25 protein-coding genes are annotated in these 25263 nt (G+C 74.9%); 24 read left to right on the forward strand and 1 reads right to left on the reverse strand.

Translation table 11 applies throughout. From position 1 onward, the window contains the following. Positions 1 to 60: 60 nt before the first annotated feature. The 13 genes from PH190_RS22030 (at position 61) to PH190_RS22090 (ending at position 12599) form a co-directional block, all read left to right on the forward strand. Positions 61 to 1515, forward strand: coding sequence for an RsmB/NOP family class I SAM-dependent RNA methyltransferase (locus PH190_RS22030; protein ID WP_274233795.1), 1455 nt, complete (start codon positions 61 to 63; stop codon positions 1513 to 1515). A gap of 61 nt (positions 1516 to 1576) precedes the next feature. Beyond that, the gene (gene rpe / locus PH190_RS22035) at positions 1577 to 2245 is read left to right on the forward strand and encodes a ribulose-phosphate 3-epimerase (RefSeq protein WP_274233796.1); all 669 of its coding nucleotides are present in this window, start codon (positions 1577 to 1579) and stop codon (positions 2243 to 2245) included. 109 nt (positions 2246 to 2354) lie between these two features. Continuing rightward, a complete protein-coding gene (locus tag PH190_RS22040; RefSeq protein ID WP_274233797.1) occupies positions 2355 to 2981 on the forward strand; it encodes a riboflavin synthase in 627 nt (208 codons plus the stop codon). A gap of 6 nt (positions 2982 to 2987) precedes the next feature. After that, a complete protein-coding gene (locus PH190_RS22045) occupies positions 2988 to 4274 on the forward strand; it encodes a bifunctional 3,4-dihydroxy-2-butanone-4-phosphate synthase/GTP cyclohydrolase II (RefSeq protein WP_274233673.1) in 1287 nt (428 codons plus the stop codon). After that, the gene (gene ribH, locus PH190_RS22050; protein WP_274233674.1) at positions 4271 to 4753 is read left to right on the forward strand and encodes a 6,7-dimethyl-8-ribityllumazine synthase; all 483 of its coding nucleotides are present in this window, start codon (positions 4271 to 4273) and stop codon (positions 4751 to 4753) included. The genes PH190_RS22045 and ribH overlap by 4 nt, the downstream gene beginning before the upstream one ends. Continuing rightward, positions 4750 to 5226, forward strand: a complete 477-nt coding sequence (locus tag PH190_RS22055) for a PH domain-containing protein (protein ID WP_274233675.1) — start codon at positions 4750 to 4752, stop codon at positions 5224 to 5226. Before ribH ends, PH190_RS22055 begins: the two co-directional genes overlap by 4 nt. Further along, on the forward strand, positions 5226 to 6236 hold the full coding sequence (locus PH190_RS22060; protein WP_274233676.1) for a quinone-dependent dihydroorotate dehydrogenase: 1011 nt from the start codon (positions 5226 to 5228) through the stop codon (positions 6234 to 6236). Before PH190_RS22055 ends, PH190_RS22060 begins: the two co-directional genes overlap by 1 nt. 36 nt (positions 6237 to 6272) lie before the next feature. Next, the gene (locus PH190_RS22065) at positions 6273 to 6965 is read left to right on the forward strand and encodes an HAD-IA family hydrolase (protein WP_274233677.1); all 693 of its coding nucleotides are present in this window, start codon (positions 6273 to 6275) and stop codon (positions 6963 to 6965) included. Between the two features lie 164 nt (positions 6966 to 7129). After that, complete coding sequence (locus PH190_RS22070; protein ID WP_274233678.1) at positions 7130 to 7567, forward strand: Rieske (2Fe-2S) protein; 438 nt, start codon at positions 7130 to 7132, stop codon at positions 7565 to 7567. A 125-nt stretch (positions 7568 to 7692) separates the two neighbouring features. Further along, positions 7693 to 10602 carry a DEAD/DEAH box helicase gene (locus PH190_RS22075; RefSeq protein ID WP_337993844.1) on the forward strand — a complete coding sequence of 970 codons (2910 nt, stop codon included), beginning with the start codon at positions 7693 to 7695 and terminating at the stop codon, positions 10600 to 10602. Then, on the forward strand, positions 10592 to 11416 hold the full coding sequence (locus PH190_RS22080; RefSeq protein WP_274233679.1) for an SWIM zinc finger family protein: 825 nt from the start codon (positions 10592 to 10594) through the stop codon (positions 11414 to 11416). The genes PH190_RS22075 and PH190_RS22080 overlap by 11 nt, the downstream gene beginning before the upstream one ends. Positions 11417 to 11426: 10 nt before the next feature. Beyond that, complete coding sequence (locus tag PH190_RS22085; RefSeq protein ID WP_274233680.1) at positions 11427 to 12155, forward strand: PIG-L deacetylase family protein; 729 nt, start codon at positions 11427 to 11429, stop codon at positions 12153 to 12155. Between the two features lie 147 nt (positions 12156 to 12302). After that, positions 12303 to 12599, forward strand: coding sequence for a hypothetical protein (locus PH190_RS22090; RefSeq protein ID WP_274233681.1), 297 nt, complete (start codon positions 12303 to 12305; stop codon positions 12597 to 12599). Positions 12600 to 12665: 66 nt separating this feature from the next. Here the strand turns inward: PH190_RS22090 and PH190_RS22095 are convergent, their stop codons facing one another. After that, positions 12666 to 13316 (reverse strand): TetR/AcrR family transcriptional regulator, encoded by a 651-nt coding sequence (locus PH190_RS22095; RefSeq protein WP_274233682.1) that lies wholly within the window; start codon positions 13314 to 13316, stop codon positions 12666 to 12668. Positions 13317 to 13450: 134 nt separating this feature from the next. Here PH190_RS22095 and PH190_RS22100 point away from each other — a divergent pair, with 134 nt between their 5' ends. From PH190_RS22100 to secG, 11 genes are all read left to right on the forward strand, one after another. Continuing rightward, positions 13451 to 14395 carry a fumarylacetoacetate hydrolase family protein gene (locus tag PH190_RS22100; RefSeq protein WP_274233683.1) on the forward strand — a complete coding sequence of 315 codons (945 nt, stop codon included), beginning with the start codon at positions 13451 to 13453 and terminating at the stop codon, positions 14393 to 14395. A 31-nt stretch (positions 14396 to 14426) separates the two neighbouring features. After that, entirely contained in the window at positions 14427 to 15407 is a 981-nt protein-coding gene (locus PH190_RS22105; protein ID WP_274233684.1) for an MBL fold metallo-hydrolase, read from the forward strand. Then, complete coding sequence (locus tag PH190_RS22110; protein WP_274233685.1) at positions 15404 to 16537, forward strand: cobalamin-independent methionine synthase II family protein; 1134 nt, start codon at positions 15404 to 15406, stop codon at positions 16535 to 16537. The genes PH190_RS22105 and PH190_RS22110 overlap by 4 nt, the downstream gene beginning before the upstream one ends. Positions 16538 to 16681: 144 nt before the next feature. Next, positions 16682 to 18691, forward strand: a complete 2010-nt coding sequence (gene uvrC / locus PH190_RS22115) for an excinuclease ABC subunit UvrC (protein ID WP_274233686.1) — start codon at positions 16682 to 16684, stop codon at positions 18689 to 18691. Further along, positions 18688 to 19587 carry an RNase adapter RapZ gene (rapZ, locus tag PH190_RS22120; RefSeq protein WP_274199257.1) on the forward strand — a complete coding sequence of 300 codons (900 nt, stop codon included), beginning with the start codon at positions 18688 to 18690 and terminating at the stop codon, positions 19585 to 19587. The genes uvrC and rapZ overlap by 4 nt, the downstream gene beginning before the upstream one ends. A 26-nt stretch (positions 19588 to 19613) precedes the next feature. After that, complete coding sequence (locus PH190_RS22125) at positions 19614 to 20699, forward strand: gluconeogenesis factor YvcK family protein (RefSeq protein ID WP_274233799.1); 1086 nt, start codon at positions 19614 to 19616, stop codon at positions 20697 to 20699. Continuing rightward, the gene (gene whiA, locus PH190_RS22130) at positions 20690 to 21679 is read left to right on the forward strand and encodes a DNA-binding protein WhiA (protein ID WP_274233687.1); all 990 of its coding nucleotides are present in this window, start codon (positions 20690 to 20692) and stop codon (positions 21677 to 21679) included. Before PH190_RS22125 ends, whiA begins: the two co-directional genes overlap by 10 nt. Before the next feature lie 158 nt (positions 21680 to 21837). Continuing rightward, positions 21838 to 22854, forward strand: coding sequence for a type I glyceraldehyde-3-phosphate dehydrogenase (gap, locus tag PH190_RS22135; protein ID WP_274199254.1), 1017 nt, complete (start codon positions 21838 to 21840; stop codon positions 22852 to 22854). Further along, positions 22854 to 24059, forward strand: a complete 1206-nt coding sequence (locus PH190_RS22140; protein ID WP_274233688.1) for a phosphoglycerate kinase — start codon at positions 22854 to 22856, stop codon at positions 24057 to 24059. Before gap ends, PH190_RS22140 begins: the two co-directional genes overlap by 1 nt. Next, on the forward strand, positions 24059 to 24844 hold the full coding sequence (tpiA, locus tag PH190_RS22145; protein WP_274233689.1) for a triose-phosphate isomerase: 786 nt from the start codon (positions 24059 to 24061) through the stop codon (positions 24842 to 24844). Before PH190_RS22140 ends, tpiA begins: the two co-directional genes overlap by 1 nt. Positions 24845 to 25000: 156 nt before the next feature. Next, entirely contained in the window at positions 25001 to 25237 is a 237-nt protein-coding gene (secG, locus tag PH190_RS22150; protein ID WP_116707491.1) for a preprotein translocase subunit SecG, read from the forward strand. Positions 25238 to 25263 lie beyond the last annotated feature (26 nt).

Here is a 25263-nt window from a genome sequence, read left to right on the forward strand (position 1 = left end):
GACCGGGGCGAGCGCAGCGACGGGGGACTGGACCGGGGCGAGCGCAGCGACGGGGTGGCCATGACCGACAGCTCCGTCCCGCCCGGCGGGCACCGCTCGGGCCGCGGCCCCCGGCGCCAGGACAGCAGGAAGCGCCGCAGCGGGCCGCCGCGCGGACGCCAGGGCCCGGCGCGCCCGCCGTCGGGCGACCCGGCCCGCGAGGCCGCCCTCGACACGCTGCGCGCGGTCCGCGAGGACGCCGCCTACGCCAACCTGACCCTCCCGAAGCTGCTGCGCGAGCGGCGCATCACCGGCCGCGACGCCGCGCTCGCCACCGACCTCGCGTACGGCGCCTGCCGCGCGCAGGGCCTGCTCGACACGGTGCTCACGGCCTGCTGCGACCGGCCGCTCGCCGACCTCGACGGGGTCGTCCTCGACGCCCTGCGCCTCGGCGCCCAGCAGCTGCTGCGCACGCGCATCCCCCCGCACGCGGCGGTGAGCGCGGTGGTCGAGCTGGTCCGCGCGCGGGCGGGCTCGCGGCCGACCGGGTTCGTCAACGCGGTGCTGCGCCGGGTCGCCGAGCGCGACGAGGCCGCGTGGGTCGACCGCCTCGCCCCGCCCGACGACCTGGGCCGGCTCGCGCTGGCCCACGCCCACCCGCGGTGGATCGCCGAGGTCTTCGCCCGGGCCCTCGGGGGCACCGAGGAGCTGGCGGCCGCCCTCGCCGCCGACGACGCCCGCCCCGCCGTGCACCTCGCGGCCCGCCCCGGCGAGATCAGCGCCGAGGAGCTCGCGGCGATCACCGGCGGCGAGGAGTCGCCGTACTCCCCGTACGGCGTGCTGCTCACCGAGGGCGGCGACCCGGGCGACCTCGCGCCGGTCCGCGAGGGCCTCGCGGTGGTCCAGGACGAGGGGAGCCAGCTCGTCGCGCTCGTCGCCGCCCGCGCGCCGGTCGAGGGCAGCGACACCCGCTGGCTGGACCTGTGCGCCGGGCCGGGCGGCAAGGCCGTGATGCTCGGGGCGCTGGCCGTGATCGAGGGCGCCACGCTCGACGCCGTGGACCGCGCGCCGCACCGTGCCCGGCTCGTCGAGCAGGCCACCGAGGGCCTCGGCGTGCGGGTGCACACCGGCGACGCCCGCGAGGTCGCGCTGCCCGAGGAGGCCTACGACCGCGTGCTCGTCGACGCGCCCTGCACCGGGCTCGGGGCGCTGCGCCGCCGCCCCGAGGCGCGCTGGCGGCGGCAGCCCGAGGACGTCGCCGAGCTGACCGAGCTCCAGCGCAGCCTGTTGCGCGCCGCCCTCGGGCACACGCGGCCCGGCGGCGTCGTCACGTACGCGACCTGCTCCCCGCACCCCGAGGAGACCACGGCCGTCGTCACCGCCGTCGCCGAGGAGACCGGCGCCGAGCTGCTCGACACCCCGGCGCTGCTGCCGGAGGTGCCCGACACCGTCGCCGTCGACGGCCCCGGCGTCCAGCTCTGGCCCCACCGCCACGGCACCGACGCGATGTACGCCGCCGTGCTCCGGAAGCGCTGACCCCGCCCGGACCAACGACAGCGACGAGGCCACTACCATGCGTCACGTGGCGCGTGCCCCGATGATCGCTCCGAGCATCCTGTCCGCGGACTTCGCGCGCCTGGCGGAGGAGGCGGCCGCGGTCCCGGGCGCGGACTGGCTGCACGTCGACGTCATGGACGGGCACTTCGTGCCGAACCTGACGCTCGGCCTGCCCGTCGTCGAGGCCCTGGAGCGGGCGACCGCGATCCCGCTCGACTGCCACCTCATGATCAACGACCCGGACCGCTGGGCGCCCGGCTACGCCGAGGCCGGCTCGCGCAACGTCACGGTGCACGCCGAGGCCGCCCACGACCCGCGCAAGGTCTCGCGCGACATCCGGGCGGCCGGGGCGCTCGCCGGGCTGTCGATCAAGCCGGGCACCCCGCTCGAGGACTGGATCGAGGTGCTGCGCGACTACGACACCCTGCTCGTCATGAGCGTCGAGCCCGGGTTCGGCGGGCAGAAGTTCATGCCCGAGGTGCTCGACAAGGTGCGCACCGCGCGGCGGCTCGTCGACACCGGGCACCTCAACGTGCTCGTCGAGATCGACGGCGGGATCAGCCGCGACACCGTCGAGCAGGCCGCGGAGGCGGGCGTCGACTGCTTCGTCGCCGGCTCCGCGGTGTACGGCGCCGACGACCCCGAGCAGGCGCTGGAGGCGCTGCGCGGGCAGGCCGCCCGGGCGTCCGCGCACCTGGCGGGGGGATGAGAGCGGCATCACCACCACGGTGATGCCGGGGCAGCGCGTCGTGAGGATGATGGCGGGCGGGCGAGGGAGCCCGACCGGCGAGGACATCGGTGAGGACGAGGAGACCGCAGTGTTCACGGGGATCGTCGAGGAGGTCGGCGAGATCGTCGACGTCGTGGCGGGGGAGGACTCCGCGCGGCTGCGCGTGCGCGGTCCCGTCGTCACGTCCGACGCCCGCCCCGGCGACTCGATCTCCGTCAACGGCGTCTGCCTCACCGTCGTCGAGCCCTCCGCGGGCGAGTTCGGCGTCGACGTCATGGGCGAGACGCTGCGCCGCTCGAGCCTCGCCGGCGCCACCGCGGGCAGCCGGGTCAACCTCGAACGCGCCGTGGCCGCCGGTGACCGCCTGGGCGGGCACATCGTCCAGGGCCACGTCGACGGCGTCGGCACCGTCGTGGAGCGCACCGAGCACGAGCAGTGGACGACGGTGCGGTTCCGGGTCACCGACGGCCTGACCCGCTACGTCGTGGAGAAGGGCTCGATCGCCGTCGACGGCGTGAGCCTCACCGTCACCGAGGTCGACGACGAGACCTTCGCGGTCGGGCTCATCCCGACCACGCTGCGCGAGACGACGCTGGGGGAGCGGGCCGTGGGGTCCACGGTCAACCTCGAGGTCGACGTGGTCGCCAAGTACGTCGAGCGGCTCGTCGGGGCACAGCTCGGCACGCAGGACACCGGTCCAGGGCAGGGGAAGTAGGAGTACGTGGACGGCTTCGAGCACATCGAGTCGGCGATCGCCGCGATCGCCGAGGGCAGGGCCGTCGTCGTCGTCGACGACGAGGACCGCGAGAACGAGGGCGACCTCGTGTTCGCGGCGGAGAAGGCCACGCCCGAGCTCGTGTCGTTCATGGTGCGCTACACCTCGGGCTACATCTGCGTGCCGCTGACCGGCGAGGCGTGCGACCGGCTCGACCTGCCGCCCGCGCACTCGATCAACCAGGACCGCCACGGCACCGCGTACACGGTGTCGGTCGACGCGCGCGAGGGCATCGGCACCGGCATCTCGGGCACCGACCGCGCGCACACCATCCGCGTCCTGGCCGACCCGGGCTCGGGCCCCACCGACCTCTCGCGCCCCGGGCACGTCGTGCCGCTGCGGGCCCGCGAGGGCGGCGTGCTGCGCCGTCCCGGGCACACCGAGGCGGCCGTGGACCTGGCGCGGCTGGCGGGCCTGGCCCCGGCCGGCGCCATCTGCGAGATCGTGTCGCAGAAGGACGACGGCGACATGGCCCGCTTCGACGAGCTGCAGGTCTTCGCCGACGAGCACGAGCTGCCGATCATCACGATCAAGGACCTGATCGCGTACCGGCGCCGCTCGGAGAAGCAGGTCGTCCAGGTCGCGCACGCCAACATCCCCACCGACCACGGCACGTTCGTCGCCTACGGGTACGACTCGCTGCTCGACGGGATCGAGCACGTCGCGCTCGTGCACGGCGAGATCGGCGACGGCGAGGACGTCCTGGTCCGCGTGCACTCCGAGTGCCTCACCGGCGACGTGCTCCGCTCGCGGCGCTGCGACTGCGGGCCCCAGCTCGACGCCGCGATGGCCGCCGTCGTCGCCGAGGGGCGGGGCGTCGTGCTCTACGTGCGCGGCCACGAGGGCCGGGGGATCGGCCTGATCCACAAGCTGCAGGCCTACCAGCTGCAGGACGCCGGGGCGGACACCGTCGACGCCAACCTCGCGCTCGGCATGCCCGCCGACGCCCGCGACTACGGCACCGGCGCGCAGATCCTCGCCGACCTCGGCATCAAGTCCATGCGCCTGCTGACCAACAACCCCGAGAAGCGCGCCGGCCTCGAGGGCTACGGCCTGGAGATCCTCGGCCGCGTGGCGCTCCCGGCCCGCGCGACGCCGGAGAACCTGCGCTACCTGCGCACCAAGCGCGACCGCATGGGCCACGACCTCGAGGGCCTCGACTCGGAGCAGGACACCGTCGTCGCGCAGACGACCGACGGCTCCGACGCGGCCGTGGGCGGGACCCGGGGATGAGCGGCGAGGGCCGTCCGCAGGCCGAGGTCCCCGACGCCGCCGGGCTGACGCTCGGCATCGCCGTCACGCGCTGGAACGCGGGCATCACCGACGTCCTGCTCGAGCGGGCCCGCGACGCGGCGGCGAAGGCCGGGGCCGCCGAGCCGACGGTGGTGCGGGTCGCCGGCGCCATGGAGCTGCCGGTCGTCTGCCAGGGCCTCGCCGAGGGTCACGACGCGGTCGTCGGGCTCGGCGTGGTCATCCGCGGCGAGACCCCGCACTTCGACTACGTCTGCGACGCCGTCACCGCCGGCCTGCTGCGCGTGGGCCTCGACGCCCGCACGCCGGTGGGCAACGGCGTGCTGACGGTCAACGAGGAGGCCCAGGCCTGGGCGCGCGCCGGGACGCCGACGTCGAGCGAGGACAAGGGCTTCGAGGCCACGGTGGCCGCGCTGGACGCCGCGCTGACGTTGCGGGGGCTGCGGGGGTCGACCTCGTGACCGGGCCCGTCGTGCCGCCCGAGGCCCTCGACATCGGCGAGGTCGAGCTCGAGGTCCGCCCGAAGCGCATCCGCTGGGTGGCCTGGGTGCTCGCGGTCTTCCTCTTCGCGTTCTTCGGCGCCGGCGCGCTCCTGGTGTTCGTCGAGTCCTCGGGGTTCGTGTTCCGGCCCGCCGACCAGGTGGCGATGGTCGTGCTGGGCACGATCCTCGCCGGCTGCGCGCTGCTGTTCACCCGGCCGCGGCTGCGGGCCGGCCCCGGCGGGGTGGAGGTGCGCGCCACGATCCTGACCCGGCGCGTGCCGTGGTCGGAGATCGTCGCGGTGAGCTTCCCCGACGGCGCCCAGTTCGCCCGCCTCGACCTGCCCGACGACGAGTACCTGCCGATCTCGGCGCTGCAGGCCGTCGACCGCGGCCACGCCGCCCGCGGGGTGTCGGCGCTGCGCCGGCTGCACGCGCAGTACCACCGGAGCTGATGGACGCCTACGAGCTGCTCTTCCGGCACGTCGCGACGCGGGTGCCCGCGGAGCTGACCCACCGCGTCGGCGTCACCGCCCTGCGCGCCGCGACCCCGGTGCTTCCCGCGCCGGCCGGGGGCGCCGAGCCCGTCGAGGCTGTCCAGGCCATGGGCCTGCGCTTCGCCAACCCGCTGGGCGTCGCGGCCGGCTACGACAAGGACGCCGAGGGCGTGCGCGGCCTGGCGCGGCTGGGCTTCGGGGCGGTCGAGGTCGGCACCGTCACCGCGCGCCCGCAGCCGGGCAACCCGCGCCCGCGGTTGTTCCGCCTGCCCGCCGACCGGGCGCTGGTCAACCGCATGGGGTTCAACAACGCCGGCGCCGACGTCGTCGCGGCCCGGCTCGCGGCGCTGCGGCAGCGGGGCGCGGGCACCGTGGTCGGCGTCAACATCGGGCGTTCCAAGACCGCGTCCGACGCCGTCGCCGACTACCGGTACTCGGCGCGGGCGCTGGGCCCGCACGCCGACTACGTGGTGGTCAACGTCAGCTCGCCGAACACGCCGGGGCTGCGCGACCTGCAGGGCGTCGACGCGCTCGAGCCGCTGCTCGCGGCGGTGCGCGACGAGGTGGGCGCGACCCCGCTGCTCGTGAAGATCACCGCCGACCTGGACGGCGCGGGCGTCGACGCCGTCGCCGACCTGGCCCTCGCGCAGGGGCTCGACGGGATCGTCGCCACCAACACGACGATCGCGCGCGCGGACCTGCGCTCGCGGCCCGCCGACGTCGAGGCCGCCGGTGCGGGCGGGCTCTCCGGCGCGCCGCTCGTGGGGCCCGCGCGGGCGGTGCTGGCGCGGCTGCGGGCGCGCGTGGGGGAGCGGTTGACGCTGGTCTCGGTCGGCGGGATCGACTCGGGCGAGGAGGCCCGCGCCCGCCTCGACGCCGGCGCGACGCTCGTGCAGGCCTACACCGGCTTCGTCTACGGCGGCCCCGCCTGGCCCCGCCGGGTGCTCCGGGAGCTCGCCGCCACGTGAGTGATTCTCCCGGCCCTGGCCGGGAATTCCGCTCCCATGACTGCACCCGCCCGGAGGCCCCAGGTCGTCCTGTTCGACCTGTTCGAGACGTGCCTGCAGCTCGAGGGCCTGCGGCCCCGGATCGAGGCGCTGGGGCGGCCCGGCCACGAGCTGGAGCTCTTCTTCGCGCGGCTGCTGCACCAGGGCATGGCGATGACCCTCGCGGGCGAGGCGCCGCCGTTCGCGACCGTCGCCGCCGACATGCTGCGCCGCACCTGCGGGCGCGACCTCACCGACGACCAGGTCACCTCGGTGCTCGACGGCTTCCGCGAGCTGCCCGTGCACCCCGACGTCGCGCCGGCCCTGCAACGCCTCGCCGAGGCCGGGGTGCCCGCCTACGGGTTCACGCACGGCTCGGCGGAGGTCGCGGGCGCGGCGCTGGAGGCCGGCGGCGTGCGCTCCATGTTGAGCGACGTCATGTCGTGCGCCGAGCTGAAGATGTTCAAGCCGCCGCCCGCGGTCTACCACTGGGCGTGCGACCGGATCGCCACCCCGCCCGCGCGCACCGCGCTCGTGGCCGTGCACTCGTGGGACGTGCACGGCGCGGTGTCGGCCGGCCTGGTCGGCGGGTACTGCGAGCGCCTCGAGGGCCGGATCCCCGACGCCGTCGCGCGCCCCCACGTCACCGCCCCGGCGCTCGACGACGTGGTCGAGGGCCTGCTCGCCCTGCCCGAGGAGCCGACGCCCTGACCCCGACGTGCGTGATCTCCTGAGCGATGGCTCAGAAGATCACGCACGACCCTCACCGGGCGGTGACGGGGGACGCGGGCAGACTGGTCACCGCAGGACCGGATCCCCCCCCGCTCCACCACCAGCTCCCCCCACCAGCTCCCCCCACCCAGACGGAGGCCTCGGTGCCCACCACCACCGGACCCGACCGCCGCACGGTCCTCTGCGGGATCGCGGCCGTCCTCGCGGCACCCGGCGCGCTCGCCGCGTGCTCGTCGTCGCCGGGCGAGTTCCAGCCGGGCGCCACCACCACGCCCGCCCCGGGCGGCGGCGCCACCGGCACCCCGCTCGCGGACATCCCCGTCGGCGGCGGGCGGATCGTCACGCGCGGGGAGCAGTCGATCCTGCTGGTGCAGCCGAGCCCCGGGCAGGTCACGGCGTTCGACGCCTCCTGCCCGCACCAGGGCACGACGGTCGACCCGCCCCAGAACGGCGTCATCACCTGCCCGAACCACTTCAGCCAGTTCGACGCAGCCACCGGCGCGGTGCGCAAGGGCCCGGCCGACACCGGGCTGCCGCAGGTCCCGGTCCGCGTCGTCGACGGCACGGTGCAGGTGATCTGAGCCTGCTCGCGCTCCACGCCCTCTGGTCGCCCGGGCGCGGCGTCTGCCTGTGGGCCGAGGACACCGACCTCCCGGCCCGCAGCACCAGCCGCGCCCGCCGCGGCGCGCGCCCGCACCCGTTCGCGGTGCCGGCCGACCGGCTCGCGGCGGTGTGGGACACGACCACCGCGACGCTCGGTGTCGCGGTGCTCGCGCTGCCGTCGGACGCCGACGCCCCGCGGGACTCCGACGACCTCGACCGCGAGGAGACCGGCCCCGACCCCGGCCCCCCGGTGCTCGCGGACTGGAGCGTCCCGGTCCTCGAGCTCCCGCCCGGGGCCGGGCCACCGGTACCACCGGAAGGGACGCGGGCCAGTCCCTCGGTCGCCGCGCTGCGGGCCGTCGACGCGCTCGCCGCGGACCTGGTCACCCGGGGCCGCCTGCTCCCGGCGCCCGACGAGGAGGACGGCGCAGCAGGCCCCCGCCTGGTCTGGCGTCCGGTCCTCCAGGGCCCCGACCTCGTCGCCGCCGACACCCTCGCCGCCGCCCTGCCGCCGGTGTGCCGCTGCGAGCAGGTGCCGGGGGAGGAGCCGGCGAGCGCCGCGGCGGTGGTCGAGGCGGCGCTGGGGGCGGCCGTCGACGCCCGCGCCCGCGCCCGGGTCACCGGCACCGACGAGCTCGCGACCGCCCCGGACTGGGCGCACGCCCTCGGCGACGAGCCGGTGCTCGGCGACCCCGCCCCGCCCGACGGGCTCGTCGCCGGCCTGCGGCGATGGGCCGTCGTCGGCGCCCCCCACGCCGGGCCCGCGCGGGCCTCATTCCGGCTCGACGAGGTGGTCGCCGACGAGTTCCACCACGCCCTCGACGACCCCGAGCCCCTGTTCCGGCTGACCTTCGCCCTGCAGTCCGCCCAGGACCCGAGCCTGACCGTCGACGCCGACACCGTCTGGCGCGACCCGACGGCCCTGCGGCGCTGGCTCGACGACCCGGCCGAGGTGCTGCTCGGCGAGCTCGGCCGCGCCGCCCGCGTCTACCCCGAGCTCGGCGACGCGCTGCGCGTCCCGCGCCCGGGCGGCATGGACCTCGACCTGGCCGGCGCGCACCACTTCCTCGCCCACGTCGCCGCCGACCTCGACCGCGCCGGCTTCGGCGTCCTGCTGCCCGCGGGCTGGCGCGCCGGCCCCGCCCGCCTCGGGCTCGCCGCGGCCGGCGGGCACACCGAGCGTCCCGACGGCGTCGTCGACACCGGCGCCAAGATCGGCAAGGACGACCTCGTCGACTTCTCCTGGCGGCTCGCCGTGGACGGCGAGGAGCTCTCGAACGCGGAGATGGACGCGCTCGTGCGCGCCAAGGCCCCGCTCGTGCGCCTGCGGGGGCGCTGGGTGGCCCTCGACCCCGACCGCCTGCGCGACGGCCTCGCCTTCCTCGCCGAACGGCGCGACCGCCCGACCGTCGGCGACGTGCTCCACCTCGCGGTCACGCACCCCGACGACGTCCCGGCGCCCCTGCCCGTGGAGTCCCTGCGCCTCGACGGCGAGCTCGGCGACCTCCTCGCCGGCGGCACCACGCTCGAGCCCCTCGACACCCCGCCCGGCGTCCGCGCGACGCTGCGGCCCTACCAGCGACGCGGGCTGTCGTGGCTCGCGTTCCTCGCGCGGCTGCGGCTCGGCGGGGTGCTCGCCGACGACATGGGGCTCGGCAAGACGCTGCAGGTCCTCGCGCTGGAGTCCCACGAGCGGGACGGCACCGACCGTGCCGACGACCGCGGCCCGACCCTGTTCGTCTGCCCCACCTCGGTGGTCTCGACCTGGCGTCGCGAGGCCGAGCGGTTCGTCCCGGAGCTGCGCGTCGCGGTCCACCACGGCGCCGGGCGCGCCCACCCCCACGAGGCGGCCGACGGCGCCGACCTCGTCGTCACCTCCTACGGCACGCTCGTGCGCGACACCGACGCCTTCGCCGACCTCGCCTGGCGCCGGGTGGTGCTCGACGAGGCGCAGATGGTGAAGAACAACCGGTCGCGCGGCGCGAAGGCCGTCCGGCGCCTCGACGCCGAGCACCGCCTCGCGCTCACCGGGACGCCGGTGGAGAACCGCCTCGCCGAGCTGTGGTCGATCATGGACGCGGTCAACCCCGGCATGCTCGGCAGCGTGAGCGCCTTCCGCGAGCGCTACGCCGTCCCCGTCGAGCGCCACGGCCGCGTCGACGTCGCCGAGGACCTGCGCCGGCGCACCCGCCCGTTCCTGCTGCGCCGGCTCAAGACCGACCCGACGGTCGTCGACGACCTCCCCGAGAAGATCGAGACCGTCGAGCGGTGCGGGCTGACCGCCGAGCAGGCGTCGCTCTACCGCGTCGTCGTCGACGAGATGCTGGACAAGCTGGACGACGTGGAGCCCGGCATCGAGCGGCGCGGCCGGGTCCTGGCGGCGATGACGAAGCTCAAGCAGGTCTGCGACCACCCGGCGCTGCTGCTGCACGACGGGTCCCCGATCGGCCGGCGCTCGGGCAAGATCGCGCGGCTCGAGGAGATCCTCGGCGAGGTGCTCGCCGCCGGGGACCGCGCGCTGCTGTTCACCCAGTTCGCAGCGTTCGGCGACATGCTGGCCCCGCACCTCGCGGCCCGCTTCGACACCGAGGTCGCGTGGCTGCACGGCGGGATGTCGCGACGCGCGCGGGACACGATGGTCGAGCGGTTCCAGCGCGGGGACGGCCCCTCGCTCTTCCTGCTCTCGCTGCGCGCCGGCGGCACCGGGATCACGCTGACCGCGGCCCAGCACGTCGTGCACCTCGACCGCTGGTGGAACCCGGCCGTCGAGGACCAGGCCACCGACCGCGCCTTCCGCATCGGCCAGAAGCGCACGGTCGGGGTCCGCAAGCTCGTCTGCGCGGGCACGCTGGAGGAGCGGATCGACGACCTCATCGCCGGCAAGCGCGAGCTCGCCGACCTCGCGGTCCGCGACGGCGAGGACTGGCTCACCGACCTGTCGACCGCGGAGCTCGCGCAGGTCCTCACCCTGGACGCCGAGCCGGAGGAGGTGGACGACGACGATGGTGCGTGAGACGCGCTCGGGTCCCCGGTTCTCGGAACGGTTCGAGGAGTTCGGCAAGCGCAAGCCCGTCGAGGACGGCATCGTCGCGCGCAGCCGCCGGGGCGCGATCGGGGAGTCGTGGTGGTCGGGGCGCTTCCTCGCGGTCCTCACCCGCCTCGGCGTCGGCGGCCGGCTCGACCGCGGCAAGACCTACGCCCGCGCCGGGCAGGTGATCGACCTCGCCATCGAGCCCGGCGCCGTCACCGCGACCGTGCAGGGCAGCCGCGACGAGCCCTACCGCGCGCGGATCGGCCTGCGCGTGTTCGCCGACGAGGCCTGGGACGCCGTGCTCGACGCCCTCGCGGCCGACTCCTGGTACGCCGCGGCCCTGCTCGCCGGCGAGGTGCCCGACGACCTCGAGGACGTCCTCGCGCGCGTCGGGCTCTCGCTGTTCCCGCAGGGGTCGGGCGAGCTGCCGATGGACTGCTCGTGCCCGGACTGGTCGGTGCCGTGCAAGCACCTCGCCGCCGTCGCCTACCTCGCCGCGGAGGAGTTCGACGTCGACCCGTTCGCGCTGCTGCGCTGGCGGGGCCGCGACCGGGCGACCCTGCTCGCGGCCCTGCGCGACCGCCGCGACGCCGGTGCGGGCAGTCCCACCGGGCTCGCGGACCTCCTCGACCGCTTCCACCGCCCCGCCGTGCCGATCCCCGACCCGCCCGGGTACGCGCGCGCCCCCGCGTCGGACGGCCTGCTCGACGAGCTGCCGCCGCTGGAGGTCGGGGGCGAGGACGTCCGCGAGGTGCTGCGCCCGCTCTACCGGCGGATGGCGGAACCACCGGCGTAGGTTCAGCTCCGTGGAGCCTGATCAGCCCGAGAACCCGATCACCGTCCTGCTGGTGGTCGCCCACCCCGACGACATCGACTTCGGCAGCGGCGGCTCCGTCGCCACGTGGACCACCCAGGGCCACCGCGTCGTGTACTGCCTGCTCACCGACGGGGACGCGGGCGGCTTCGACGAGGAGGTCACCCGCACCGACATGGCGAGCCTGCGCCGCGAGGAGCAGACGGCCGCGGCGGCGATCCTCGGGGTGGACGAGCTGCACTTCCTGGGGTGGCCCGACGGCCGGCTCTACGTCACCCACGAGCTGCGCCGCGACATCACCCGCGTCATCCGGCAGGTCCGGCCCGACCGGGTCGTCACGCAGTCCCCGACGCGCAACCTGCGCTCGATGTACGGCAGCCACCCCGACCACACCGCGGCCGGCGAGGCCACCATGTGCGCGGTCTACCCCGACGCCCGCAACCAGTTCGCCCACCCCGAGCTGCTCGCCGACGAGGGCCTCGCCGCCCACACGGTCGCCGAGGTCTGGATCTCCCACATGGGCGAGGGGGCCGACCACTACGTCGACACCACCGACGCCTTCGAGCGCAAGGTCGAGGCGCTGCGCGCCCACAAGAGCCAGACCGCGCACATGGACGACCTGCGCGGTCGCATGTGGGCCTGGGGCCGCTCGCAGGCCAAGGCGGCCGAGTTCGGCCCGGACCGCACCGCCGAGGGGTACCTCGTCCTCGACACCCGCTGAGGGCCGGTGGCCGAGGCCACCGCGTGAGCGACGCGACGTCGCCGAGGGTTTACCGACCGTGGCCGGGAGGTCAGCCTGGACGTGGAACGCGGGGCCGACGCCGCCCCCGAGGGCCGGAGATCAGCTCCCCGCGTGAAGGAGGTCCCCATGAGCGACGTGTCGTGGCTCGGCAATCGGGTGCAGCTGCAGGAGATCGAGGACACCGACCTCACCTACCTGCAGTGGCGCCGTCCGTGGCAGGGGTCCCTCCGGGGCTACCTCGTCGTCGGCTCCGAGGAGCGGGCCCTGGTCGAGAGCGCCGTGGCGGAGGCCGCCGACGGTCGCCGTGAGCACCCGCGCCTCGACGCGGCCGGGCAGCCGACGGACCTGGAGGCCTTCCTCACCGACGTCCTGGGCCGCCGCCCCGGCGAGCCCGCGCCGGCGGACGCCACCCCCTCGGTCTGAGGGCGGGGGAGCCGCCCCGGCGACCGCCGGGGCGTCTCCACGTCTCCCTGACCGCACCGCCGACGGTCAGGGCTCCAGTGCACCGCCGAGCACGATCTCCAGGACCGAGGACAGCTCCTCGTCCAGCCGGAACGGGGCGGGCTCGGTGTCGATCCACCGGACGACGGCCGCGTAGTAACCGAGGGCCAGCAGACGCCCGACGCGGGCCGGGTCCGACGGTGGCCGCAGGCGGGCACCGGACGCGGCCACCAGCGCGGCGAGGTCCTTGGCGAGGACGTGGTCGCGGAAGACGTCGTTGCTCTTCAGCGACGGGGCCATCATCGCCTTCGTCTCCGTCCTCGTCTCGAGGTTGACCTCGGCGAGCGTGGCGAAGTACCGCTCGAGCACCTCCCGCAGCGGCAGGGCGGACGGGTCGAAGCGCCCGGTCGCCGCCGCGGCGCGCTGCCGGCGGCGCAGCGCCCACTCCTCGAGGAAGAGCGCCTTGCGGGCGAAGTGGTTGAACACCGTCGCCCGCGCCAGGCCCGACCGCGCGGCGATGTCCTCCATCGACGTGGCCTCGAAGCCCTGCTCGACGAACAGGGCGATCGCGGCCGCGTAGACCCGGTCGCGGCGCTCCTCGCGCTTGCGGGCGCGGGTGCTCAGCGGCGGGAAGCCCACCACGTCGGTCTCCGGGTCCCACGGCCGGGCCGGGCCCGTCCCCCGGGCGCGCGCGTCCATCGCGATCAGTAGAGCACACGGTGACCCCACGAAGCTGGACTCGCGTCTTGCTTGCCCCGCCGATGTGACTTACGTTGCACCGGGAAGCTGGATCAGCGTCCAGCTTCGTGCGCAGCGCGAGGAGGCGGTCGGGCGTGCGGTGGGTGACCTACGACGCGGGGGACGGCGCCCGGACCGGGCTCCTGGACGGCGACTCGGTGCGCGGGCTGGCGGCCGGCGTCTCCCTCGTGGCGCTCCTGGGCGACGACGGCGAGGCGCTCGCCGAGGCCGGGGGCACCGCGCGCCGCGACCCGGCCGAGGTCCGCGCCCTGGACGACGTGCGGCTGCTCGCCCCGATCCCGCGCCCGCCCTCGGTGCGCGACGGCCTGTGCTTCCTCGAGCACCTGCGGGGCTGCTACCGCGCGCTCGGGCGACCCGCGGAGCTGCCCGACGTGTGGTCGCAGACGCCCGCGTTCTACTTCGCCAACCCGGCGGCGGTCGTCGGCCCCTACGACGACGTCCCGATCGCGCCCGGCTCCCGCCTGTTCGACCTCGAGCTCGAGATCGGCGCGGTCGTCGGCCGTGGCGGCCGGGACCTGCACCCCGACACCGCCGAGGACCACGTCGTCGGCTTCACCTTCTTCAACGACTGGACCGCGCGGGACCACCAGATGCGCGACATGGCGCAGGGCATCGGGATGGGCAAGGGCAAGGACAGCGCGATCACGCTGGGACCCGCGCTCGTCACGGTGGACGAGCTCGAGGCCCACCGCGGCGAGCGGGGCTGGACGTTCGAGGTCTCGGCGACGGTCAACGATCGCCGGCTGGCCAAGGGGTCGCTCGCCGACATGGACTGGAGCTTCGGCGAGCTGCTGGCGTTCCTGTCGCGGGGCACCGACCTGCGGCCCGGCGACGTGATCGGCTCGGGCACGGTGCCGGGCGGGTGCCTGCTCGAGCACGTCGACGTCCCCGACCCGACGGCCTGGACGGGCTGGCTGCAGCCCGGCGACGTCGTCGCCCTCGCCTCCGACGCGCTGGGCGAGACCCGCCAGGTCGTCCGTCCCGCCCCGCCCGTCACGCCCCTGCGCACCGGCTTCTGACCGACCCGTGGCCGAGCGAGAGGACCCCGCCATGAGCGCCCAGGACTACCGCAAGGGCCTCCACGACCTCGGGCAGGGCTGTCATGCCTGGCTGCAGCCCGACGGGAGCTGGGGCTGGAGCAACGCCGGTCTGGTCACCGGGTCGGGCACGTCGTTGCTGGTCGACACGCTGTTCGACCTCCCGCTGACACGGGAGATGCTCGACGGCATCCGGCCGGTCACCGACCACCACCCGCTGCGCACGCTGGTCAACACCCACTCGGACCCCGACCACGTCAACGGCAACGAGCTGGTCGCCTCACGGGACGTCGAGATCCTCGCCTCGGCCGCGGCCGCCGAGCTGATGACCCAGGAGGCCCTGGACGCGGTGGCCCGCGTCAAGCACCTCGAGGGCACGCTCGGCGAGTTCGCCCGGCACATCTTCGGCCCGTTCGAGCTGGACGGGATCACCGCGACCGGTCCGGACCGCACCTTCTCCGGCGAGGAGAGCGTCGACGTGGGTGGCCGCGAGGTGCGGCTGATCCAGGTCGGGCCGGCGCACACGCCCGGCGACGTCATCGTCCTCGTCCCGGACGCCCGGCTGCTCTATGCCGGCGACATCCTCTTCGTCGGCGGCACGCCGATCGCCTGGGCGGGCCCGATCGACCGGTGGGTCGCGGCCCTCGACCGCATCCTCGACCTCGACGTCGCGACGATCGTGCCCGGCCACGGCCCCGTCAGCGGCAAGACCGAGGTGTCCGTGATGCGGGAGTACCTCGTCACCGTGCAGGCCCAGGCACGCCGGCGCTTCGAGGAGGGGCTCGACGTCGACGCGGCGATCGCGTCCATCGACCTCGGGCGCTTCGCCGACCTCCCCGAGCACGGGCGCCTCGCCCAGAACGTGCTCAACGTCTACCAGCAGCTCGACCCGACCGTGCCCCGGCCCGACCGGCTGACGGTACTGACCAAGATCGCCGCGCTCGAGGGCTTCAGCCCCGAGCTGCTCACCCCGGAACAGGAGCCGACGCGATGACCGTGCGGACCACCCACGTGGGCAGCCTGCCCCGGCCCGAGGCCCTGACCCGGCTGATGTACCAGCACCAGGAGGGGGCGGGCGACGCCGCGGAGCTCGAGGCGGCCGTCACCGAGGCCGTGCACGACGTCGTCGCGATGCAGCACGGGGCCGGGATCGACGTGGTCTCCGACGGCGAGATGGGCAAGCCCGGCTTCGTCAACTACGTCCGCGAGCGACTGACCGGCTTCTCCGGCCAGGCACCGGGCTGGAGCATCGACGACCTCGAGGCCGCGCCGGAGCTGGCGATCGCCCAGTACGGCGGCGAGGCCGGCGCCCACATCATGCCCGCGAACTGCGAGGGGCCGGTGAGCTACGTCGGTGCCGAGGCGGTCGCCCGGGACATCGCCACGCTGCGCCTCGCGCTGGAGAAGACCGGTCACACGGCCGACGGGGACGCGTTCGTGCCCGCGGCCTCGCCCGGGTGCATCGCGACGGGCAGCCCGAACCTGCACTACCCCGACTACGACAGCTACCTCGACGCCCTCGCCGACGCGATGCGCGAGGAGTACCGCGCGATCGTCGATGCGGGGCTGGTCCTGCAGCTCGACTGCCCGGACATCCCGATGGCGGGGCACACCGAGTTCTGGTGCCGGGACGAGGTCCGGCGCCGCGGCCTCGTCGGCTTCGCCGAGCGGCACATGGCCGCCATCGACCGCGCTCTGGAGGGCATCGACCCGTCGCGCGTGCGGCTGCACCTGTGCTGGGGCAACTACGAGGGCCCGCACCACCTCGACGCCCCGCTGGCCGAGCTGCTCCCGCCCGTGCTCGCCGGCGCGCCCACGACGATCTCGTTCGAGGCCGCCAACCCGCGTCACGAGCACGAGTGGGAGGACGTCGCCGAGCTCCCGATCCCCGAGGACAAGGTGCTGCTGCCCGGGGTCGTGGACACGCTCAACAACATCGTCGAGCACCCCCGCCTGATCGCCCAGCGCCTCGGCCGCTTCACGCGCGTCGTCGGCACCGACCGGGTGATGGCCGGGACCGACTGCGGCTTCGGCACCTTCGTCGGCTTCGGGCGCGTGGGCCCGCGGGTCGCGGAGATGAAGCTGCGCGCGATCGCGGAGGGGGCGGCGCTGGTCCGCTCGTGAGCCGGGGGCGGCCGGTCCGGTGACCCGGGTCGCCCGAGGACGACACGCCAGTGACACGCCGCGACACGCCGCCCGACACGCCGATTCCACCCATCCGGGTGCACGCCAGAAGGCCGGACGGACGCGCCTACGCTGGGGGTCACCATGGCCGACCCGCAGACGTACCGACCCGCCCCGGGGAGCATCCCGGAGGCGCCCGGCGTGTACCGGTTCTCGGACGAGAACGGGCGGGTCATCTACGTCGGCAAGGCCAAGAGCCTGCGCAGCCGGCTCAACTCCTACTTCGCCGACGTGGCCGGGCTGCACCCGCGCACGCGGCGGATGGTCACCACCGCGGCGGCGGTGCAGTGGACGGTGGTCCACACCGAGGTCGAGGCCCTCCAGCTCGAGTACAACTGGATCAAGGAGTACGACCCGCGGTTCAACGTCCGCTACCGCGACGACAAGACCTACCCGGTCCTCGCGGTCACGCTGAACGAGGAGTACCCGCAGCTGCGGGTCTACCGCGGCCCCCGCAAGAAGGGCGTGCGGTACTTCGGCCCCTACGCGCACGCCTGGGCCATCCGCGAGACGGTGAAGCTGCTGACGCGGGTGTTCCCGGCGCGGGTCTGCTCGGGCGGGGTGTTCAAGCGCCACGGGCAGATCGGGCGCCCGTGCATGCTCGGCTACATCGACAAGTGCTCGGCGCCGTGCGTCGGGCGGGTCAGCGCCGAGGAGCACCGGCAGATCGTCCTCGACTTCTGCGACTTCCTCGCCGGCCACACCGACCAGCTCATCGGCCGCATCGAGAAGGACATGCAGGTCGCCGCGGCCGACATGGACTTCGAGAAGGCCGCCCGGCTGCGCGACGACGCGGGCGCGCTCAAGCGGGTCGTCGAGAAGCAGGCGGTCGTGCTCGGCGACGGCACCGACGCCGACGTCGTGGCGTTCGCGACCGACGAGCTCGAGGCCGCGGTCCAGGTCTTCCACGTCCGCGGCGGGCGGGTCCGCGGCCAGCGCGGCTGGGTCGTCGAGACCGAGGCGGACAGCGACGTCGCCGACCTCGTCGGCCAGTTCCTCGCCCAGTTCTACGGCGAGCAGGCCGCGCTCGCCGGCTCCGCGGACGACGCCGTGCAGCCGGTGCCGCGCGAGGTGCTCGTCCCCGCGATGCCCGACGACGCGCCGGCGCTGAGCCAGTGGCTCTCGGAGCTGCGGGGCTCGCGGGTCTCCCTGCGCGTGGCCCAGCGCGGCGACAAGCGCACCCTCGCCGAAACCGTGGAGCGCAACGCCAAGGAGGAGCTGACCCGGCACAAGCTGCGGCGCGCCGGCGACCTCACCGCGCGCAGCGCGGCGCTCGAGGAGCTCCAGGAGCAGCTGGGCCTCGACACCGCCCCGCTGCGCATCGAGTGCACCGACGTCAGCCACGTCCAGGGCTCGGACGTGGTGGCGAGCCTCGTGGTGTTCGAGGACGGGCTGCCGAAGAAGGCGGACTACCGGCGCTACTCGATCCGCGGCGGCGCGGAGGGCGGTGACGTCGCGGCGATCGCCGAGGTGGTGCGCCGGCGGTTCGCCCGCTACCTCAGGGAGACTGCTGAGGACGCGCCGGACCACACCGACACCGCGTGCGCGGGGGAGACCAGCGACGGGGCGCCGGCCTCCGGGGAGGTCGCGCCCGACGACGGCCCGCTGCCGGGCATCGACCCCACGACCGGCCGCCCGCGGAAGTTCGCCTACCCGCCGAACCTGCTGGTGGTCGACGGCGGCGCGCCCCAGGTGGCGGCCGCGGCCGAGGTGCTCGGCGAGCTCGGGATCTCCGACGTCGCGGTCGTCGGGCTGGCCAAGCGCCTCGAGGAGGTCTGGCTGCCCGGCGAGGAGGACCCGGCGATCCTGCCGCGCCAGAGCGAGGCGCTCTACCTGCTCCAGCGCGTGCGCGACGAGGCGCACCGCTTCGCGATCACCTACCACCGCCAGAAGCGCTCGACGCGGATGACGGCGTCCGCGCTCGACGGCGTGCCCGGGCTGGGCGAGGCCCGGCGCACGGCGCTGCTCAAGCACTTCGGCTCGGTGAAGAAGTTGCGGGCCGCGACGGTCGAGCAGATCACCGAGGTGCCCGGTGTCGGCCGGCGCACCGCGCAGGCGGTGCTCGACGCACTGGACGACGGGGGGACGGCATGACGGACCGGGCGGGGGCACCCCCGCACCCGGGCGGGATCGAGGTCGCGATCGTCTCGGGGCTCTCGGGCGCCGGGCGCAGCACGGCCGCCAAGGTGCTCGAGGACCTCGGCTGGTTCGTCGTCGACAACCTGCCGCCCGAGCTGATCGAGACGATGGTCGACCTCGGGGCGCGCTCGTCGGGGCAGGTCACGCGGATCGCGGTGGTGATGGACGTGCGCAGCCGCGCGTTCACCGCCGACCTGGGCGCGGTCATCAAGGAGCTCGACGCGCGCGGTCACCGCCCGCGGGTGCTGTTCCTCGACGCGTCGGACGCGGTGCTCATCCGGCGCTTCGAGTCGAACCGCCGATCGCACCCGCTGCAGGGCGACGGGCGCCTGTCCGACGGCATCCGCGCCGAGCGGGAGCTGCTGGCCCCGCTGCACGACCAGGCCGACCTCGTCGTCGACACCTCGAACCGCTCGGTGCACCAGCTGCGCACGGCCATCGAGAGCGCGTTCGGCGACGCCGCGGCGGACGTCGGACACAGCGTCACCGTCGTCTCGTTCGGCTACAAGCACGGGCTGCCGCCCGACGCCGACCTCGTGGTCGACATGCGGTTCCTGCCCAACCCGCACTGGATCCCCGAGCTGCGCGAGCACGACGGGCGCGAGGCCGTGGTCTCGGACTACGTGCTCTCGCAGGAGGGCGCCGAGGAGTTCCTCGAGCGCTACCTCGAGCTGCTGCGCCTGGTCGGGGCGGGCTACCGCCGCGAGGGCAAGCGCTACCTGACGGTCGCGGTGGGCTGCACGGGCGGCAAGCACCGCAGCGTCGCGATCGCCGAGGAGCTCGCCCGGCGCATGACCGGCGAGGACGGCGTGCGCGTGACGGTGTCGCACCGCGACGTGGGGCGCGAGTGAGCGCCGGCGACGGGCCGGCGAGGCCGCTGCGGGCGGTCGCGCTCGGCGGCGGCCACGGCCTGCACGCGACGCTGACGGCCCTGCGGCGGCTGACCGACGACATCACCGCGGTCGTGGTGGTCGCCGACGACGGCGGCTCGTCGGGCCGCATCCGCCGCGAGCTGGACATCCTGCCCCTGGGCGACCTGCGCATGGCGCTCGGCGCGCTGGCCGGCCAGGAGAACGCGGGTCCGGAGAACACGCTGTGGCAGCGGGTCTTCGAGCACCGCTACGGCGGCCACGGGGCGCTTGCCGGCCACGCCGTCGGGAACCTCCTGCTCGCCGGGCTGGTGGAGGTCCTCGACGACCCGGTGGCCGCGCTCGACCAGGCGTGCCGCCTGCTCGGGGTGACCGGGCGGGTGCTGCCGATGAGCACGCAGCCCGTCGACATCGAGGCCGACGTGACGGGTATCCAGCCCAGCCGACCGGGCCCCGCCGGCGGCGATCAGGGCCGCGACGTCGCCCACCGCATCCGCGGGCAGGTGGCCGTCGCGACGACGCCGGGGCGCGTGCAGCAGGTGCGCCTCGACCCGCGCCGGCCCCGGGCGTGCCCGGAGGCGGCCGAGGCGCTGCGGGCCGCGGACCTCATCACGCTGGGGCCGGGCTCGTGGTTCTCGAGCGTCCTGCCCCACCTGCTGGTCCCCGAGCTGTTCACGGCGCTGGTCGAGAGCGAGGCCCGCAAGGTCCTCGTCCTCAACCTCGCCCCGCAGCCCGGCGAGACCGCCGGGTTCTCGCCGGAGCAGCACCTCGAGGTGCTCGCCGCGCACGCCCCGCGCCTTCGGCTCGACGTCGTCGTCGCGGACACGGACGCCGTCCCGGAGCCGGACCTGCTGCGCCGCGGCGCCGAGGCGTTCGGCGCGGACACCCTGCTCACCACCGTCGGGACCTCCGACGGCACCCCCCGGCACGACCCCGAGGCCCTCGCCGAGGCCCTCGCCGACGCCGCCCACCACCGTGTCGAGCAGTCGGCCGGGGCAGCGACGAACGGCGTCCACGGTGGCGCGTTCAGCGGCGCCACCGCCCCGGGGGCCGACCCCCGCCCGCACCAGGAGGAGGACCGAAGGTGGCCATGACCGCAGCGGTCAAGGACGAGCTCAGCAGGCTCGCGGTGACGAAGACGTGCTGCCGGCGCGCCGAGGTGGCGGCCCTGCTGCGCTTCGGCGGGGGCCTGCACATCGTCGGAGGGCGGGTCGTCGTCGAGGCCGAGCTCGACACCGGCGCCGGCGCCCGCCGCCTGCGCGGCGAGATCCACGACCTGTACGGGCACAACCCCGAGGTCCACGTCCTGTCCCAGGGCGGTCTGCGCAAGGGCACCCGCTACGTCGTGCGCGTCGCGACCGACGGCGACTCGCTGGCCCGCCAGACCGGCCTGCTCGACCCGCGCGGGCGCCCCGTGCGGGGCCTGCCGCCGCAGGTCGTGTCCGGCGGGGTGTGCGACGCCGAGGCGGCGTGGCGCGGGGCGTTCCTCGCGCACGGCTCGCTGACCGAGCCCGGCCGCAGCTCCGCGCTGGAGATCACGTGCCCGGGCATGGAGGCGGCGATGGCGCTGGTCGGCGCGGCCCGCCGGCTCGGCGTGGTGGCCAAGGCCCGCGAGGTCCGCGGCGCCGACCGCGTCGTGGTCCGCGACGGCGACGCCATCGGCGCGCTGCTCACCCGCCTGGGCGCCCACACCTCGGTGCTCGCCTGGGAGGAGCGCCGCATGCGCCGCGAGGTGCGCGCGACGGCCAACCGGCTGGCGAACTTCGACGACGCCAACCTGCGCCGCTCGGTGAAGGCGGCCGTGACGGCGTCGGCGCGCGTCAACCGGGCGCTGGAGCTGCTCGGCGACGAGGTGCCCGACCACCTGGTGCAGGCCGGGCGCCTGCGCGTCGAGCACGAGCAGGCCTCGCTGGAGGAGCTGGGCCAGCTCGCCGAGCCGCCGATGACCAAGGACGCGGTGGCCGGGCGCATCCGGCGCCTGCTCGCGATGGCCGACAAGAAGGCCAAGGACATGCGCGTCCCCGACACGTCCTCGGTCGTGACCGAGGAGATGTCGGAGATGGCCGACCGCTGAGCGCCCCCCGCGTGCGACGTGACCTCGTTCGCGGGACCCGGTCAGCGGCCCCGGAGCCGTTAGGGTGGCGGCCCCACGGGGAACGCCGTCCTCCGAGCGCAGTGCGGCGTGCCATCCCTGGTCAGACGACCGACGCACGAGAGGTAGGGCGAGGCGCAGTGACGGTCCGCATCGGGATCAACGGGTTCGGTCGCATCGGACGCAACGTGTTCCGCGCGCTCGAGAAGCAGCGCGCGGCGGGCACCGCGGACATCGAGGTGCTCGCGGTCAACGACATCACCGACAACAAGACGCTCGCGCACCTGCTGCGCTACGACTCGGTGCACGGCCGTTTCGACGGCACCATCGACGTCTCCGACGACGCCCTCGTCGTCAACGGCAAGACGATCAAGGCGCTGGCCGAGAAGGACCCGGCGGCGCTGCCGTGGGGCGACCTCGGCGTCGACGTCGTCATCGAGTCCTCGGGGATCTTCACCGACGCCGACTCGGCCGGGAAGCACCTCAAGGCGGGCGCGAAGAAGGTCGTCATCTCGGCCCCGGCCAAGGGCGAGGACCTGACGGTCGTCATGGGCATCAACGACTCGTCCTACGACGGCAGCCAGAACATCCTGTCCAACGCCTCGTGCACGACGAACTGCGTCGCACCGATGATCAAGGTGCTGCACGACGCGTTCGGGCTCGAGACCGGCTTCATGTCGACGATCCACGCCTACACCGGCGACCAGCGGATCCACGACGCCCCGCACAAGGACCTGCGCCGCGCCCGCGCTGCCGCGTCCAACATCATCCCGACCACCACGGGCGCCGCCCAGGCGACGGCGCTGGCGCTGCCGGAGCTCGAGGGCCGTCTCAACGGCCTGGCCTACCGCGTACCGGTCAACGACGGCTCGGTCACCGACCTCACCGCGACGCTGAACACCGACGTCACCGTCGAGCAGGTCAACGACGCGTTCAAGAAGGCCGCCGAGGGCGAGCTGAAGGACGTGCTGGTCTACACCGAGGACCCGATCGTCTCCACCGACATCGTCGGCGAGGCCGCGTCGTGCACCTTCGACGCCGGCATGACCAAGGTGCTCGGCAACCGGACCGTGAAGATCGTGGGCTGGTACGACAACGAGTGGGGCTACTCCAACCGCGTCGTCGACCTGACCACGCTCGTCGGCTCCAAGCTCTGATGCGCACCGTCGACGACCTCGTCGGCGAGGGGGTGCAGGACCGCTACGTGCTGCTGCGCGTGGACCTCAACGTGCCCCTCGACGGCTGGAACATCACCGACGACGGGCGCATCCAGGCCGCGCTGCCGACGGTCCGCAAGCTCCTCGGGGCCGGCGCGAAGCTGGTCGTGACGGCGCACCTGGGCCGTCCGAAGGGCGGCGAGCCCCCGGGTCGCGATCGCCTGATGAGCCTGTCGCCGGTGGTGGCACGCCTCGGCCAGCTGCTCGACCAGCGCGTGCACCTGGCCGAGGACGTCGTCGGGCCCGCGGCGCAGCAGAAGGCCGCGGACCTGGAGGCGGGCGAGGCCCTCGTCCTGGCCAACGTGCGCTGCGACCCTCGCGAGACGGGCGACGCCGCGGAGCGCGAGGAGCTGGCGACGGCGCTCGCCGAGCTCGTGCCGGGCGGCGCGTTCGTCTCCGACGGCTTCGGCGTGGTGCACCGCGAGCAGGCCTCGGTCGTCGAGGTGGCGCGCAAGCTCCCGGCCTACGCCGGCGACCTCGTCGCCCGCGAGACCGAGGTGCTGCGCCGGCTCGTCGGCGACCCGGAGCGGCCCTACGTCGTGATCCTCGGCGGCTCGAAGGTCTCCGACAAGCTCGGGGTGCTCTCGAACCTGCTGCCGAAGGTCGACAAGCTGCTGGTCGGCGGGGCGATGTGCTTCACCTTCCTCGCCGCGCAGGGCCACGACGTGGGCGGCTCGAAGCTCGAGTCCGACCAGGTCGACACCTGCAAGGAGCTGCTGGCGACGTACGCCGACACCCTGGTGCTGCCCACCGACGTGGTCGTCGCGTCCGAGTTCTCGGCGGACGCGCAGACCCGCACGGTGTCGGTGTCGGAGATGCCCGAGGGCTGGCTGGGCCTCGACGTCGGCCCGGAGACGGTGTCGGCGTTCGGGGCGGCGCTGGCCGACGCGGCGACGGTCTTCTGGAACGGGCCGATGGGCGTGTTCGAGATGGAGCCGTTCGCGGCGGGCACCACGGGCGTCGCGGAGGCGGTGGCGTCGACCAGCGCGTTCAGCGTCATCGGCGGCGGCGACTCGGCCTCGGCGATCCGGGCCGCGGGCCTGGACGAGGGCCGCTTCGGCCACATCTCCACCGGCGGCGGGGCCTCGCTCGAGTTCCTCGAGGGGCACGTCCTGCCGGGCATCGCGGTGCTGGAGGAGTCCTGATGGCGCGCAAGCCGCTGATCGCCGGCAACTGGAAGATGAACCTCAACCACCTCGAGGCCATCGGGGTGACCCAGAAGCTCGCGTTCGCCCTGCCCGGCAAGTACTTCGACGTCGTCGACGTCGCGGTGCTCCCGCCGTTCACCGACCTGCGCAGCGTGCAGACGCTGGTCGACGCCGACTCGATGCCGATCACCTACGGCGGCCAGGACCTCTCGCCCGAGGACTCCGGGGCGTTCACCGGGGACGTGTCGGGCGCGATGCTCGCGAAGCTCGGCTGCACGTGGGTCGTCGTGGGGCACTCGGAGCGCCGCACGATCCACGGCGAGGACGACGAGCTGGTCAACCGCAAGGTGGCGGCGGCCCTGCGCCACGGCCTCACGCCCATTCTGTGCCTGGGGGAGGGCGAGGAGGTCCGCGACGCCGGCGGGCACGTGCCGCACTGCACGGCGCAGCTCGACGGCGCGCTCAAGGGGTTGTCGGCCGACGAGGTCGCCAAGGTCGTCGTGGCCTACGAGCCGGTCTGGGCGATCGGCACCGGCAAGACCGCCGGGGTCGCCGACGCCCAGGAGGTCTGCCACGCGCTGCGCGAGCGCCTGCGCGAGGTGCACGGCGCGGGCGTCGCCGACCGCGTGCGGATCCTCTACGGCGGCTCGGTGAAGTCGAACAACGTCGCCGACCTCGTGAGGTCCGACGACGTGGACGGCGCGCTGGTCGGGGGCGCGAGCCTCGACCCCGAGGGCTTCGCCGAGCTCTGCGCCCTCGCTGCGGGTGGCCCCCTGCCCTGAGCCCGGGTGCACGGTGCCCCGTTCGGCCGACGGGTCCTGACAGGACCGTGACCGGGGCGGGGTATCGTGCACCACCAGCGCCGATCCCGCACGTCGGGACGGCCAGAGCCCCGCCCGGCCGGGTGGGGTCGGCTCCCGGAGGTCACGGACACCGACATGCGACTGTTCCTCGACATCCTGCTCATCGCGTCCAGCGTGCTGCTGGTGCTGCTGGTGCTCCTGCACCGCGGGCGGGGCGGCGGGCTGTCGTCGCTGTTCGGCGGCGGGGTGCAGTCGAGCCTCGCCGGGTCGAGCGTCGTCGAGAAGAACCTCGACCGCCTCACCCTGTTCGTCGGGGCCATCTGGCTGATCTCGATCGTCGGCACGGGGCTGCTCGTCAAGATCGAAGGTTGACGGGTGGCCCGGGTGCCGAGCGCCCG

Source organism: Actinomycetospora straminea, assembly GCF_028737255.1.
In the GTDB taxonomy this organism is placed as follows: Bacteria; Actinomycetota; Actinomycetes; order Mycobacteriales; family Pseudonocardiaceae; genus Actinomycetospora; species Actinomycetospora straminea.